Source organism: Gynuella sunshinyii YC6258, from assembly GCF_000940805.1.
GTDB classification, from domain to species: domain Bacteria; phylum Pseudomonadota; class Gammaproteobacteria; order Pseudomonadales; family Natronospirillaceae; genus Gynuella; species Gynuella sunshinyii.
In genome coordinates, this window is sequence record NZ_CP007142.1 from 5,655,292 (window position 1) to 5,670,071 (window position 14,780).

Genomic DNA, 14,780 nt, shown 5'->3' on the forward strand with positions numbered 1-14,780 from the left:
AGATCAGAGGGCTAGTCGCCCTTTAGCACCCAATCGGCGAATGGTGATGTCGGCAATACCAGTTCAGCATTGAGCCGGTCGTTGCCGGCAATCTGCGCCAACGCCTGTTCCCGGCTCATACCCCAGACACGCATATGCCGTTGACACAGTCTTTCCATGGCCACCTCCATCGGTACATCGAAAAACCAGCGCTCATCAAAACACTCGGCTACCGCCGCCCAGCCATGATCGGAATACAGCAGATACAGACCTTCGACCAGAATCAGCGGACAATCGGCCGGAATCTGATACGCCGCATCCACTGGGTCACCGATGTCGTGCTCAAACCCCGGCCAGTCACAAATGGTCATCTCATAACTGCCTTTCAGCCGCTGCAAATAATCTCTCATCGCACCAGGATCAAACGTCCACGGTGCCCCGCGCCTGGCCAAAGCCTGTTGAGGATCAGGCAGGGTATTCAGTTGAGCCTTGCTCAGATGAAAACCATCCATGCCCAGATCCACCACCACCGGCTTTTGAAAGTATTCATTGACCCGCCGGGAAATCTCCCTGACCAATGTGGTCTTGCCGGATCCGGGGATGCCGGCCAAAGCGATCAGCCGGCGGGATCGGGCATTGTTTATCTGCTCAATCAGGCGCTCAACCGCCTCATCTATCGAACTGTGATACATTCTCATTGCTTAACCCATCATAAACATACTGTCAGTATTCATAAAATCTTAAGGTTACTCACGTTTACTTCCTGGATGACCGTCCCCACAATGCTTGGAAACCATCTCGGTTAACCCATCTGCTGACTCACGGTGATCATTATGCGCAAGAAGGATAAAACCGTTTCTCTGGTTCTTGGTTCCGGCTCTGCCCGTGGCATGGCTCATATCGGTGTCATCCGGCTGTTGGAAGATCAGGGATATCAGATCCAATCCATTTCCGGAACATCCATAGGCTCATTGATTGGCGGCTTCTATTGTGCCGGCAAACTGGAACTCTATCATCAATGGCTGCTGGAGCTGGATCGAACCTCTGTACTGAGACTGCTGGATTTTTCATTTGATCGGCGTGGACTGCTCAAAGGCGAAAAAGTGTTGTCGACGCTGAAAGAAATCATTGGTGATTATGATATTGAAGAGCTTCCGATCAAATACACGGCGGTGGCAACTGATATCGAACGCGAAAAAGAAGTCTGGTTCAGTGAAGGCTCCATGTTTGAGGCCATTCGTGCATCGATTGCCGTTCCCTCAATTTTCACACCGCATTACTATCGAGGTATGAAACTGATGGATGGCGGCCTGTTAAATCCTGTTCCGGTCGCCCCGACGGCTGGCGACACCACTGAGCTGACCATCGCTGTCAACCTGAATGGTAAAAGTCTGATCAAAGACCCGGATACCAGAAATGGCCGGAAACACAATACCGAAACCAACGGTTTCCAAAAACGGTTGGGAGATGTGCTGGAAAGGGTTCTGCCAGAGAAGAAAAACATCAAGTCCAAAGGTCCGGCAACCCCCAACATGATTGAGATGACCACCCGCAGTATCGATATCATGCAAAACACTATTGCCCACGCCAAAATGTCCATCTACAAGCCGGATATTCTGATTGAAATTCCCAGAGATGCCTGCGGCTTTTTTGACTTTCACAAAGCCGAGGAAATGATAGATATCGGATATTCCATGGCCGACACTGCATTGAACAACTGGCATGAACATCATCCTTACAGCAACGAACCGAACTACCCGCAGCGGGTTCCAGTCAGCGATGGTCCGATTCCCAGTTAAACAGCAATGTTCCAACCAACACAAAGATAACGGTCATAGCCAGTAGGATCAGAATATGATCCCACTGCTCGCCAAGGGTCTCGCCTTCAATGGCAATGGCCCGGGCAGCCTGAACAACATGCGTCAACGGCAGAAATTCGGCAAAACGCTGTAACGACAGCGGAGCACCTTCCATCGAAAACCAGGCACCCGATAACCCCAGCATCGGATAGGCCGTCATATTCAACAGTCCGCTGGTCAACTCTTCGCTACGGGTTCTGGAGGCAATCACCAGGGCCAAACCAATCATCGCCATGATGCCCAATGCCAGAATCACAAAGAAGTCCAGATAGCTACCAACCATCACGGTGGAAAATGTCCAATGACAGCCAAAAAAGATGACGGAACAGAAAAACATCACCAGGATCCATCGCGACGCCACTTGTGCGGCCAAAAATTCAAAGGCCGTCAGTGGTGTGGCCTTAAACCGCTTTAACACACCGATACGCCGATAGCGCACGATTGCATATCCAACACCAAACAGGCAGCTGTACAGGATGTTCATACCAATGACGCCGGGAATCACCCAGTCGATATAACGAATAGCATCACCTTCCACTTCACGCTTGCGAAAATCAGGATCGCTGCTGTGCAGCATCTTCTCCAGAAAATAGCCTTTTGAGGATTGCTTATTCACCCAGTACAAACGCTGGTCCAACTGCAAAACCAGATCGATCTGGTGCAAACGCAGTTTTTTCTTGGCTTCCTGTAAATCCTGATACGGAATAATCTGCAGATGCGACATCGCCAGTAGCTGTGGCCGTGATAGATACGCATCCTCCTCTCCAATCACACCAATGCGGTAGTCAGGTCGGGGATTGGAAAAAATATAGGCAAAACCAAATACCAGTAAAAACGGCAGAAACAGGTTCCACCCAAAGTTTCTGCGGTCCCGAATCGTTTCGCGGTTTCGTGCATTGAAAATAGCCAGAAATCTCGCCAGCATGAATTAAACCCTGAGTTCGTGCCCGGTCAATCGTAAAAACAAGTCTTCCAGATTTGGCGACTTGACCTGCAAATCCTGCAATGGCACGCCACTGCTGATGAGTTGTTGTAGTGTCTGCTCTAAATGGTCGGTCAGAATCTCATAACAGCCATTACGCTGAATGGCCCCAAGACCCGTCATAATGACAGCATCACACTGATGCTTGGGAACCTGTATATACACTCCGTTGAAATAACGATGAAGGAGAGCTTCCGGAGTTCCCGCCTCCACAATCCGTCCTTCATCCATAATGACAATCTCGTCGCACAGGAATTGCGCCTCGTCCATATAGTGGGTGGTCAGAATGATGGTTTTGCCGCGAGCCTTGATCGTCTGTATCAATTGCCAGAAGTGATACCGCGCCTGTGGATCCAGACCGGTGGAAGGTTCATCCAAAAATACGATGGCCGGGTCATTTACCAGCGCCAGCGCCAATAACATTCGTTGCCGCTGACCACCGGATAATAACCGGGTATCCCGGTCAACAAAGGCTTCAAGCTGGCATAACTCCGTCAACTCAGCAATGCTCAGACGACGTTGATAAAAAGAAGCAAACAGATTGAGCGTTTCACGGACCGTCAGATAATCCGGCAGCGCAGTATTCTGAAACTGAATACCAATCCGCTGATACATTTTCTTTGATGCCCGCTCGCCAAAATATCGAATGGTTCCGGATGTTGGGGCGGATATGCCTTCCATCATTTCTATCGTGGTGGTTTTACCGGCACCGTTAGGACCCAACAAACCAAAACAAACCCCTTCTTCAATCGTAAAGGAAACAGCGTCCACAGCCACCAGACCGGCATACCGCCTGGTCAGTTTCTCAACTTCGATAATGGGCATAAACAAACCTTAACGGGTTTCCAGACAACCACTCTTCATAACGAGCGCGCATCCTACCAGAAAAAGCGAGTTCTCACACAAACGCAGTTTGCACAAGTTATTCACAGGGAGTTCCGCTATTTGTGCAATGGAAATTTGTGTAGAATCGCCGGTTACATTAAAAAGCTCCAGCCCGTCATTAAGTGTGCTCTTCCTGCCGATGGATCATCTGTCCACGACAACGCCGTAATCACACTTGTGCTGAGACGTCGATGAGACCGATTCAGGATGAAAACTCAATGGAGTAGAACTTATTTGTCGAGTTTTTTTCGGCGCATCACCATAACACTGTGAAGATTCATGACCATTCAATTTGGCGAACGTTTACTGTCGGTATCTCCTAATCTGGCTATGCAGATCGGCCTTGAAGAAGCCGTTCTGGCCCAGCTCGTATTCGAGTTATCCACAATCTGTCCCAATAAAACACTGTTGGGCAAGGAATGGTTTTATCTGGCACCGGAACGGTGGCCTGAACTGGTTCCATTCTGGAACATGACCAAACTGAACCAGATTTTCAGAAACCTGGAAGCACTCAAAGTGATTGAACGTCACTTTAATGATAACGGCCAGTTTCTGGTTCGACTGATCCCTGACAATGCGTTTAACCCGGCAGCCAACCAGGGACATCAACGCGTCAGCCATGCTTCGGCACAGCCACTGAACCGCCCGCAATCACCTGCCACAACAAACGCTGCACGGGCCAGAAATCAACGCCATGCCGGGCTGCCAACCTTCATGATTGAACAAAGCCAGCAGTTTCAGCAGGGCCGGAACTACAAGACTGCCATGCGTCACGACTGGTATCCTGACGAAAATCTGTTAATCCCACGCCTGCAAGCTGATAACATCACGGTTGATTTTGCCCGCGAGCAACTTCCGGCATTTATCGGCCATTATATGGAAACAGGTGTTGCCGCTGCTGACTGGAACAGTCGCTTTATTCGCTGGGTTAAAGAAGAATGGGCCAAAATGTATCGCTCAGCGCCACAGCACTCCAATTACCGTCAGGATCAGCGTGATGAAGTCAGACGAAAAATCATGGATATCTACGACACCAACTGGTAATCAGCCCCAGGGTCTCGACGAACAGACCAAAATCCTTGTCAATATGGTATTCGCCAGACTGCGCGCCAGTTATGGCCATCGTTTTGACAGCACTTTTGGCGATGGCGATTCTCTGAATATTGCCAAGCGCGAGTGGGGGTTTTGTTTGCAGGGGTACAGCGAAGCACAACTGGCCAGCGCACTGCATGCCGCCAAGCTTAAGTATGCCTGGCCACCTGCCATTTCCGAATTTCTGGAGCTGATGCAGACCAACCCCGAAGATCTTGGTTTGCCCAGCGCCCGTGATGCCTACCAGGAAGCCTGCAGTTGTCGTATCGATCCGCGACGCTTTCCGTGGCGTCACGCGATTGTTTATGAGGCCGCCAAACGCACGGAATTCTGGCGTCTCAAAACCGCACCAGAAAAAGAAAGCTGGCCATTATTTGAAAAAAACTACAAGGAATTGGTCAAAAAGGTATTGGATGGTGAAGACTTCACAGTTCCCGATAGTATCAGGCTGGAAGACAACAGCTCTGTAACAGTGGCCCTGGATATTGAGCAGCTGGCAGAACAAAACGGCATAGACTCCAGCCTGCTGTACTACATGCAAAAGCCCAAGCACAGCCCGATCCGTCAGCAACTCCGGCAACGTGCACTCAAAAAACTGTCAGAACTTGGCATCGATCTGGTATTACCGGATTAGGATTCTCTCTGAAGGATCAGGAATCCATTTGAATACACAGGCAACGAATCATGTCAGCCGCTGATCAGAACCTGTTTGAGTGGATGCCTCCAATACCCGTTCGTCGGAATTATCTTTGATTTGCACGCCGCTTATTTTTCGAATCAGAAACTGATCGATCAAATACTCTGCCTTGGTGGCTGCCTGCTCAAAACTTAAACCGCCCGGGCGAATATTGGAGATGCAATTGCGATCAGCATCGGTGCAGCCTGTTTTAGGCCGATAGGTCAGGTACATACCAAGGCTGTTGGCAGCACTCAGTCCAGGACGTTCCCCCACCAGGACAATCACCAATTCCGCCCGTAGTAACTCACCAACAGCATCACCCACAGCAACCCTGCCTTGCTCGACGATCACCACCGGGGCAAAGCACTTTTCTTTCAGGCAATGTAACTGGCATAAGCGACTGATCATCTGAGCGGCATTTTGTTGTACCGCGATGGTTGATAAGCCATCTGCCACAACAAGGACCACCTCGGCAGCCGGCATTTGTTGTAAGCATGATACAGATTGGGGGTTCAACTGCCGTCCCAGATCCGGCCGGGTCAGATAAGCTGCACGATCAGCAACCTGACTGTGCAATACCACAGACGTTAATCCCGCCGCGGATAACTCCGCTACTAATGAATCACAATCCAATGCCGTCCAAACTGCGTCGCGGGCACGGGCATGATCCAATTGAAATTTTAACTGAGCGGCAGTGGGTTGGCTGACCCCCACTTTGCCAAGGCCTATACGGGCTTCAGTGTACTGACTCAAGGCCTGCCATAGTTTATCGGTATTCATCATTCTATCCGCCCGAGTAACTTACTGGAAAAACCTGATAAAAAAGGACTTTTCATTATTCCGGCATCCAGTACCCGGCCCGAATCATCAGTGATTGACATTTGTTTCAGCCAATCTGCAAACTCTGGTGCCGGGGTTAAATTCAACGCTCTGCGTATATACAACGCATCATGAAAACTGGTCGTCTGATAATTCAACATGACATCATCCGATCCGGGAATACCCATAATAAAAGCACCACCGGCCACGGCAAATTGTGTCAACAACATGTCCATATCATCCTGATCAGCCTGGGCATGGTTGGTATAGCAAATATCACAGCCCATCGGTAATCCAAGCAATTTGCCACAAAACAGATCTTCGAGTCCGGCCCGGATAATCTGTTTGCCATCATATAAATATTCCGGACCAATAAATCCAACCACCGAATTGATCAGCAAGGGATCAAACTGCCGGGCCACAGCATAAGCCCGGGCCTCACAGGTCTGTTGGTCAACCCCATGATGAGCATTGGCAGACAACGCACTACCCTGGCCGGTTTCAAAATACATGCAATTGTTACCCACCGTTCCACGAGCAAGTTGATCTCCCGCCTCCCTGGCTTCTTTTAACAACGCCAGATTGATACCAAAGGACTCATTGGCTTTCTGGGTACCGGCTATGGACTGAAAGATCAGGTCTACGGGCGCTCCCTGATTAATTAAATCGATGGTGGTCGTTACATGAGTCAAAACACAGCTCTGGGTTGGAATCTGATATTCCTGAATCAAACCATCCATGAGAGCCAGCAACCGACGTACCGTCGCCGGATTATCTGACGCCGGGTTGATACCGATAACGGCATCGCCGCATCCCATTAACAGACCATCCATCATGGACGCTGCAATCCCCATTTCATCATCCGTCGGGTGATTAGGTTGCAGACGTACAGATAAACACCCCGGCCGGCCGATAGTGTTACGAAAGCTGGCAACATTGTGGCATTTTTGCCCAACCAGAATCAGATCCTGAATGCGCATGATCTTGCTGACCGCTGACGCCATCTCCGGAGTAAGTGCCCACTTCAGCTGCTGTATCAACATCGGCGTAGTGGTTTCCGCCAGCAAAAATTCCCTGAATTCACCGACCGTCAGGCCAGCAATCAATCGAAATGCCTCTGCATCATGATTATCCAGAATCAAACGTGTCACTTCGTCCTGTTGGTAAGGAATAAATACATCATCCAGAAAATCCTCCAGAAACACCTCAGACAGACAAATCTGCGCAGCCACTCGTTCCAGCTCTGATTCAGCGGCAATACCCGCGAGTTCATCACCGGATCGACGCGGAGTGGCCTTGGCCATCAATACCTTCAAATTTGGAAACGTCCAGCGAGTGGAATCAAGTAAACAGTGATACATACCTATCAATAACCTGCTGCTCTAATAACAATCTGGCTTTAGGTCAGCAAAGCTAATGCCAGGTGACCTGGCGTAATGGGCAGATACAACATGGGAAAGGGTTGGGTTTGATATTCAGGTAAAAAAAAAGCGCCAACCGGCGCTTTTTTTTCATAAGATCAATTATACCGAGGCTTTTTCCTCGTCACTGATCTCTTTCATAGTCAGTTTAATACGACCACGATTATCGATATCGAGCACTTTGACAACGACTTCCTGACCTTCTTTCAGGACATCAGCGACAGACTTGATACGTTCCTCTGCAATCTGGGAGATGTGAACCAGACCATCCTTTCCAGGCAGGAATGTCACAAACGCACCAAAATCGGCCAATCGTGCGACAGTACCTTTATAGATTTTGCCAATTTCCGCTTCTGCGGTAATCGCCAGAATACGGTCTTTTGCCGCTTTCATGGCAACACCATCCGGTGCATAAATACGAATCGTACCGTCATCATCGATATCAATTTCAGTACCGGTTTCTTCCGTCAGAGCACGAATGGTCGCACCGCCTTTACCGATAACATCACGGATTTTTTCAGCATCGATTTTGACGGTTTCATTGGCTGGTGCATTAGGTGACAGCTCAGGACGCGGAGCAGAAATGACCTTACTCATCTCACCCAGAATATGGATACGGGCCTCATGTGCCTGTTGCAACGCAATTTCCATGATTTCTTCGGTAATACCTTCAATTTTGATGTCCATCTGCAGCGCAGTAACACCTTTAGCGGATCCGGCCACTTTGAAGTCCATATCACCCAGATGGTCCTCATCACCGAGAATATCGGTCAATACAGCAAAACCATCACTCTCTTTGACCAGACCCATCGCGATACCCGCAACCGGAACAGATACAGGCACACCGGCATCCATCAAAGCCAGAGAAGAACCACAAACAGAAGCCATGGAACTTGAACCATTGGATTCAGTAATCTCGGAAACCACGCGGACGGAATAAGGGAAGTCATCAGTACTTGGCATGGAAGCCTGAACACCACGGCGAGCCAGACGACCATGACCGACTTCACGGCGGCCTACGGCCCCCATACGACCGCACTCACCCACACTGAACGGAGGAAAGTTGTAGTGCAGCATGAAGTAGTCATCACGCAGACCAGTCAGGTCCTCTTCCATTTTGGCATCACGCTTGGTACCCAGAGTACAGCTTACCAGCGCCTGGGTTTCACCGCGGGTGAACAAAGCAGAACCATGCGCGCGTGGCAACACCCCCACTTCCACCTCAATCGGACGAACAGTTTTGTTATCACGGCCATCAATACGTGGCTTGCCTTCGACCACATTGCGACGCACGATTTTCTTTTCCAGCTTACCAAAGATCGCTTTGATATCATCAGCAGAAGGTTGACCTTCCTCTTCACCGGACAGAGTTTCAATCGCTTCATTACGAAGTAACGTCAGCTGGTCATAACGGGCCGCTTTTTCAACGATGGTATAAGCAGCTGCGATTTTGTCGTAGCAGGCTGCAGATACTGTTTCCAACAGAGCGGTATTTTCCGGCTCTGGCTGCCAGTCCCATTTTTCTTTACCGGCTTCGCTGGCGAATTCGGTAATGCCTTTAATGGCTGGCTGCATCTCCATATGTGCAAACAGAACGGCACCCAGCATCTGATCTTCGGTCAGTTCTTTGGCTTCTGATTCAACCATCAGTACCGCATCTTTAGTACCGGCAACCACCATGTCCAGTGAAGACGCTGCAGCAGTAGCAACATCAGGGTTAAGAATATAACCGTGATCATCGCTGTAACTGACTCGCGCTGCGCCAATAGGGCCATTGAACGGGATACCGGAAACAGCCAGTGCTGCAGACGTGGCCAGCATTGCACAAATGTCAGTTTCTTCTTTGGCCGATGCAGAAATTACGTTAATGATCACCTGAACTTCATTCATAAACCCTTTGGGGAACAATGGACGAATAGGACGGTCAATCAGACGGGATACCAATGTTTCTTTCTCAGAAGGACGGCCTTCACGCTTCAGGTAACCACCAGGGATCTTGCCGATGGCGTAGTATTTTTCCTGATAGTGAACAGACAGAGGGAAGAAGTCCTGGGCTGGATTAGCTTCTTTTGCCGCCACAACAGTGGCCAGTACTTTTGATTCACCCATTGAGGCAATTACAGCACCTGTTGCCTGACGGGCCACTTTGCCGGTTTCAAGAGTAACGGTGTGAATGCCATATTGAAAAGTTTTAGTCTTTGCGGTTAAAAAACTCACTATGTTTTTTCCTTATTTATAAGCAATTTATTTTTACCAGACCACCGCAGAGCGCTTCTACCGTTGTAGCCGAATGGACAGCCACAATGGATAGAAGCACTCGTCTCTGGAGCAGACTGGTTATTAAAGTGTGACCCGAACAGTCCGGTTCACACAGCTGACCGAATCATACAGCAGTTATTTTTAATGCTCATGAAACAGCCGGGAGCCATCAGCGACTCATTAAGTGCAGATACGAAACATATAACGGGAAATGAAAAAGACCCCGGACGGGGCCTTTGACTGAGAGAAATCAGCGACGAAGTCCTAAACGACCGATCAATGTAGTATAACGGTCCAGACTTTTGCCTTTCAGATAATCCAACAGCTTACGACGCTGGTTAACCATACGGATCAAACCACGTCTTGAATGGTGATCTTTGTTATGGGCTTTGAAGTGAGATTGCAACGCATCAATGTTTGCACTCAACAAAGCAACCTGAACTTCCGGAGAACCTGTGTCACCTTCAGCTTGTTGATATTCTTTTACGATTTCTGCTTTTTTCTCAGGGCTCAATGCCATGTTTCTTATCTCCAATAAAAATATGCCTGCTGCCTGGCGGAAAACCTGAAAGACAGCGCCTTACTGTTAGCGGCCGTGCATATTAACAGCGGTAACAGGTCTTATGCTGAAATGTCCAACATAGACGGCGGCGGATTATATCTAAAACATTCGCTTAATCCCAGTTAATTAAGCGTACTGGTTTGATCAAACCATTTTCAGCCCGTCCGATACCTATCATTTTCTGCGCCTGCTGGTCATATACGCGGATCTGTGCAGTCTGCATTTCAGGCATATCCGGATAGCTCACAGGATTCCCATGACAGAAACGTATCACCTGATCTTCCGTCAACCATACTATGGGCCATTGGGTAATCATGCTATCGACGGGCAACAGCTGCTCCTGCAATTGTTCTGGTACAAACTGTTGTAATTGTTCCAACCTAACTGCATCCTGCAACTGGTAGGGGCCATGCTGGATTCGGTGTAAACGGGATACATGGGCTCCGCAGCCTAATAGCTGACCGAGTTCATCGACCAGACTGCGAATATAGGTTCCCTTGCTGCAATGAATCTCAAGATCAATCGTTCGTTCATGAACGGCCAACACCTCAAACCGGAATATGGTCACAGGCCTGATTTTAGCCTCTACCTCGACACCCGCTCTGGCAAGCTCATACATAGGCCGCCCATTCACCTTTAACGCAGAATAGAGCGGAGCAACCTGCTGAATACCACCGGTCAGATGCTCAGCAATGAGTGCTTGTAGTTTTTCGGTGGTCACATCAGCGGGAATATCTTTTTCTTCCACAACCTGGCCGTCGGCATCACAGGTATCTGTTCTGACTCCCAATACTGCGGTGGTTTGATAGGTTTTGTCACTGTCGAGCAGCAACTGGGAAAACTTGGTGGCTTCACCAAGACATACGGGCAACAACCCCGTGGCCAAAGGATCAAGCGCCCCTGTATGGCCTGCTTTCTGCGCCTGATAGTATCGCTTGACCTGCTGCAGTACGGCGTTGGAACTCTGGCCTGCCGGCTTGTTGACCAACACCACACCATGTATCGGATTACCTTTACGCTTACGACTCATCATGCCCCTGACGATCAAGATCAGACTTCACGGCGTCATCGATCAATCGACTTAATTTATGCCCTTCTCCCAACAAATCGTCATAATGAAAACGCAATTGAGGAATGACTCTCAAGGACAATCCTTTTGCCAGCATCGTACGCAGAAAACTGGCTGCTCCGTTGAGCACGGTTTCACTCTGTTTCTTACTGCTGTCCGAATCATCCAAAGCCATGCAGGTAAAATACACATCGGCGTAACTGAGGTCCTTACTGACCTTCACGTTATTGATGGTCACCATGCCTACTCTGGGATCTTTGACTTCCTGTTGAATCAACATTGCCAGATCTCTCTGCATCTGGTCCGCAATTCGACGGGTTCTGCTAAATTGTTGTGCCATTTTCTTTTCCTATATACCAGGAAACAAAAAGCCCTCAGGCTTACACCGGAGAGCTTCCTTAATTGTGTGATTACCAGATCCTGGCTAACCGGTACCTACGATCTAAAGTTAACCGGTTAATCAATGGTCCGGGCGATTTCCTTAATATCAAAGACTTCGATCTTGTCGCCGACTTTAACATCAGTATAGTTTTTCACACCGATACCACATTCCATGCCGTTGCGAACTTCCTGAACGTCATCTTTGAACCGGCGCAGGGACTCAAGTTCGCCTTCATAAATCACCACATCATCACGCAGGACGCGGATCTTTTTATTGCGATATACGATACCTTCAACAACCATACATCCAGCAATCTGGCCAAACTTAGGTGAATTGAAGACATCCCGAACCTCGGCAACACCGACAATCTCTTCGCGTAATTCCGGACTCAACAAACCACTCAGCGCCGCTTTAACATCGTCAATGATGTTATAGATAACACTGTAGTAACGCAGATCCAGCCCCTGACGCTCGATAATCTCGCGAGCCTGGCCAGATGCACGAACATTGAAACCAAATATAACCGCACTCGCTGTCACGGCCAAATTGGCATCTGATTCAGTGATCGCACCAACTCCACCAGAGACAATATTGACCTTAACCTCTTCATTGCCCAACTTGAGCAATGAAGAACGCAAAGCTTCCAGACTTCCCTGCACATCAGCTTTCAATACGATGTTCAAAGTCGCCACTTCACCTGCGGTCATATCTGCAAACAGGTTATCAAGCTTGGTTGCCTGCTGATGTGCCAATTCATTTTGACGGGCTTTTTCCTTACGGAATTCAGCCACCTCACGGGCTTTACGCTCGCTTTCAACCACAATGAAATCATCACCAGCAGTAGGAGTGCCATCAAGACCCAGTATCTGCACAGGAATAGATGGGCCTGCGCTCTGAACCTGTTCACCGGTCTCATCCAACAAAGCACGAACCTTACCGAAACACTCACCGGCAAGAACAATATCACCTTTGCGCAAAGTACCGGTCTGAACCAGTACCGTTGAGACCGAACCACGGCCACGATCAAGGCTGGACTCGACAACAACACCACGGGCCCGGGCATCCACAACTGACTTCAATTCAAGAACTTCTGCCTGTAACAATACTGCATCAAGCAGAGCATCAATGCCCTGTCCGGTATGCGCCGATACCTGCACAAATTGAGTATCGCCACCCCATGATTCAGGCACTACATCTTTAGCAGAAAGCTCGCTGGTCACGCGATCTGGATCAGCCGCTTCCTTGTCGATCTTGTTAATGGCAACAACAATTGGTACTCCAGCCGCTTTAGCGTGCTGAATCGCCTCTTCTGTTTGTGGCATAACACCATCATCAGCCGCGACGACCAGAATCACTACGTCTGTACTCTGGGCACCACGCGCGCGCATCGCGGTAAAAGCTGCGTGCCCAGGAGTATCCAGAAAGGTAACCATACCGTTAGCGGTTTCCACGTGATAAGCACCAATATGCTGGGTAATACCACCAGATTCGCCTGCCGCTACACGGGTTTTCCGTATGTAATCAAGCAGCGAAGTCTTACCATGGTCAACGTGCCCCATGACGGTTACCACAGGAGCTCTTGGCAGCTCTTCTCCTACGTTTTCTTCAACGAAGGAAATCAGGTTTTCTTCCAACTGGTTTTCATTGATCAGGGTATATTTATGACCCATCTCTTCAACAACCAGAATGGCCGTATCCTGGTCAAGTACCATATTGGGATTGGAAACGACTCCCATCTTAAACAACACTTTTACTACTTCTGCAGATTTCACTGACATTTGATTTGCCAGATCACTGACAGAAATACTTTCACCAAAGGACACATCCCTGACAACTGGTTGTGTCGGCTGTTGGAATTGGTGTTCGCGCCGTTTAGATTTTCTTCGTCTGGACCGACGACCGCCGCTGAAATCGCCGTCATCGTCAAGCATTTCCAATATCTGCTGGTGTTTATTGCCTTTATGGCGCTCCACCGGCTTGTGATGTACGACCGCTTCTTTGACAACGGCTTCGCCTTTGGTTTTCTTGCTCGGTCTTCTGGTTTCTTCACGTTCCTCACGAGCAGAACGCGCTTCTTTAACCTGCTCTTTCTTAGCTTCTTTACCAGTTTTCCGCTCATTCTTCGAGGTTGAGTCGGATTTCTCATCTGTGGAATCCGCAACGACTTCGACTTTTACAGTCTCAGCCGCCTCACCAGTTGATTCAGTCTCTGCAACAGCCGTTTCCACATTAACCACGGGTTCTTCTGCGTCGACGGCTTCTGTGCGCTGCTCTGACGGTTCAGCTGGCTGCTCGGAATGTGCTGCTTCCCCTGAAGGGGTAACTTTAGCAGCTTCTTCTGCTTCGATTTTAGCTTGTTTCTGCTGCTCTGCTTTGGCCTTTTCTTCCTGTTCGCGCAAACGGGCAGCTTCTAGCTTGGCGTTCTCTTCTTCCCGTTTACTAGGTGATACAAGCTGTTCTTCTTCTACAGGGACAGTTGTTTCTTTTTTAACGTAAGTCCGTTTCTTTCTGACCTCGATATTCACTGTCTTCGCCCGGCCACCCAGGCTGGAAGACTTGATTTGTGTGGTAACTTTACGTTTTAGCGTTATTTTTTTGGGACCTCCAGATGATTCACCGTGGCTTTTTTTGAGAAAAGCCAGTAACGCCTGCTTTTCTTCATCACTGACTGAATCGGTCTCATTACTATGCGGTAAACCAGCTTCTTTCATCTGCCCTAGCAAACGATCTACTGGTGTACCGACATTTTCGGCTAGCTCTTTGACTGTCACTTCTGCCATGCTGCCCTCCTT

At 49.0% G+C, this 14,780-nt stretch carries 13 protein-coding genes; 3 read left to right on the forward strand and 10 right to left on the reverse strand.

The annotated features are described in order from the left end of the window. Nucleotides 1–11: 11 nt before the first annotated feature. A complete protein-coding gene (locus tag YC6258_RS23515; RefSeq protein ID WP_044619048.1) occupies nt 12–677 on the reverse strand; it encodes a nucleoside/nucleotide kinase family protein in 666 nt (221 codons plus the stop codon). A 135-nt stretch (nt 678–812) separates the two neighbouring features. Between YC6258_RS23515 and YC6258_RS23520 the strand changes: the two genes are divergently transcribed. Beyond that, nucleotides 813–1,778: a patatin-like phospholipase family protein gene (locus tag YC6258_RS23520; RefSeq protein WP_082070865.1), complete on the forward strand. Its 966-nt coding sequence runs from the start codon at nt 813–815 to the stop codon at nt 1,776–1,778. On the opposite strand, the gene YC6258_RS23525 is transcribed toward YC6258_RS23520, so the two are convergent. Together YC6258_RS23525 and YC6258_RS23530 are read right to left on the reverse strand one after the other, a co-directional pair. After that, nucleotides 1,753–2,763, reverse strand: a complete 1,011-nt coding sequence (locus YC6258_RS23525) for an ABC transporter permease (protein ID WP_044619049.1) — start codon at nt 2,761–2,763, stop codon at nt 1,753–1,755. The genes YC6258_RS23520 and YC6258_RS23525 overlap by 26 nt on opposite strands. 3 nt (nt 2,764–2,766) lie before the next feature. Next, nucleotides 2,767–3,645 (reverse strand): ABC transporter ATP-binding protein, encoded by an 879-nt coding sequence (locus YC6258_RS23530; protein ID WP_044619050.1) that lies wholly within the window; start codon nt 3,643–3,645, stop codon nt 2,767–2,769. Nucleotides 3,646–3,984: 339 nt separating this feature from the next. Here YC6258_RS23530 and YC6258_RS23535 point away from each other — a divergent pair, with 339 nt between their 5' ends. Both YC6258_RS23535 and YC6258_RS23540 read left to right on the forward strand, forming a co-directional pair. After that, nucleotides 3,985–4,749: a DnaT-like ssDNA-binding domain-containing protein gene (locus YC6258_RS23535; RefSeq protein ID WP_044619051.1), complete on the forward strand. Its 765-nt coding sequence runs from the start codon at nt 3,985–3,987 to the stop codon at nt 4,747–4,749. Continuing rightward, nucleotides 4,703–5,431 (forward strand): replication protein P, encoded by a 729-nt coding sequence (locus YC6258_RS23540; protein WP_052830538.1) that lies wholly within the window; start codon nt 4,703–4,705, stop codon nt 5,429–5,431. Before YC6258_RS23535 ends, YC6258_RS23540 begins: the two co-directional genes overlap by 47 nt. A 48-nt stretch (nt 5,432–5,479) precedes the next feature. Here the strand turns inward: YC6258_RS23540 and eutC are convergent, their stop codons facing one another. The 7 genes from eutC to infB form a co-directional block, all read right to left on the reverse strand. Next, on the reverse strand, nt 5,480–6,256 hold the full coding sequence (eutC, locus tag YC6258_RS23545; protein ID WP_052830539.1) for an ethanolamine ammonia-lyase subunit EutC: 777 nt from the start codon (nt 6,254–6,256) through the stop codon (nt 5,480–5,482). Continuing rightward, the gene (locus YC6258_RS23550; protein ID WP_044619053.1) at nt 6,256–7,656 is read right to left on the reverse strand and encodes an ethanolamine ammonia-lyase subunit EutB; all 1,401 of its coding nucleotides are present in this window, start codon (nt 7,654–7,656) and stop codon (nt 6,256–6,258) included. The genes eutC and YC6258_RS23550 overlap by 1 nt, the downstream gene beginning before the upstream one ends. A 162-nt stretch (nt 7,657–7,818) precedes the next feature. Then, nucleotides 7,819–9,933 carry a polyribonucleotide nucleotidyltransferase gene (gene pnp / locus YC6258_RS23555; protein WP_044619054.1) on the reverse strand — a complete coding sequence of 705 codons (2,115 nt, stop codon included), beginning with the start codon at nt 9,931–9,933 and terminating at the stop codon, nt 7,819–7,821. 292 nt (nt 9,934–10,225) lie between these two features. Next, nucleotides 10,226–10,495, reverse strand: a complete 270-nt coding sequence (gene rpsO / locus YC6258_RS23560; protein ID WP_044619055.1) for a 30S ribosomal protein S15 — start codon at nt 10,493–10,495, stop codon at nt 10,226–10,228. Nucleotides 10,496–10,649: 154 nt separating this feature from the next. After that, on the reverse strand, nt 10,650–11,570 hold the full coding sequence (gene truB, locus YC6258_RS23565; protein WP_245626983.1) for a tRNA pseudouridine(55) synthase TruB: 921 nt from the start codon (nt 11,568–11,570) through the stop codon (nt 10,650–10,652). Then, nucleotides 11,557–11,946 carry a 30S ribosome-binding factor RbfA gene (rbfA, locus tag YC6258_RS23570; protein WP_044619057.1) on the reverse strand — a complete coding sequence of 130 codons (390 nt, stop codon included), beginning with the start codon at nt 11,944–11,946 and terminating at the stop codon, nt 11,557–11,559. Before rbfA ends, truB begins: the two co-directional genes overlap by 14 nt. A gap of 116 nt (nt 11,947–12,062) precedes the next feature. Further along, on the reverse strand, nt 12,063–14,768 hold the full coding sequence (gene infB / locus YC6258_RS23575) for a translation initiation factor IF-2 (RefSeq protein ID WP_044619058.1): 2,706 nt from the start codon (nt 14,766–14,768) through the stop codon (nt 12,063–12,065). Between the last annotated feature and the right edge of the window lie 12 nt (nt 14,769–14,780).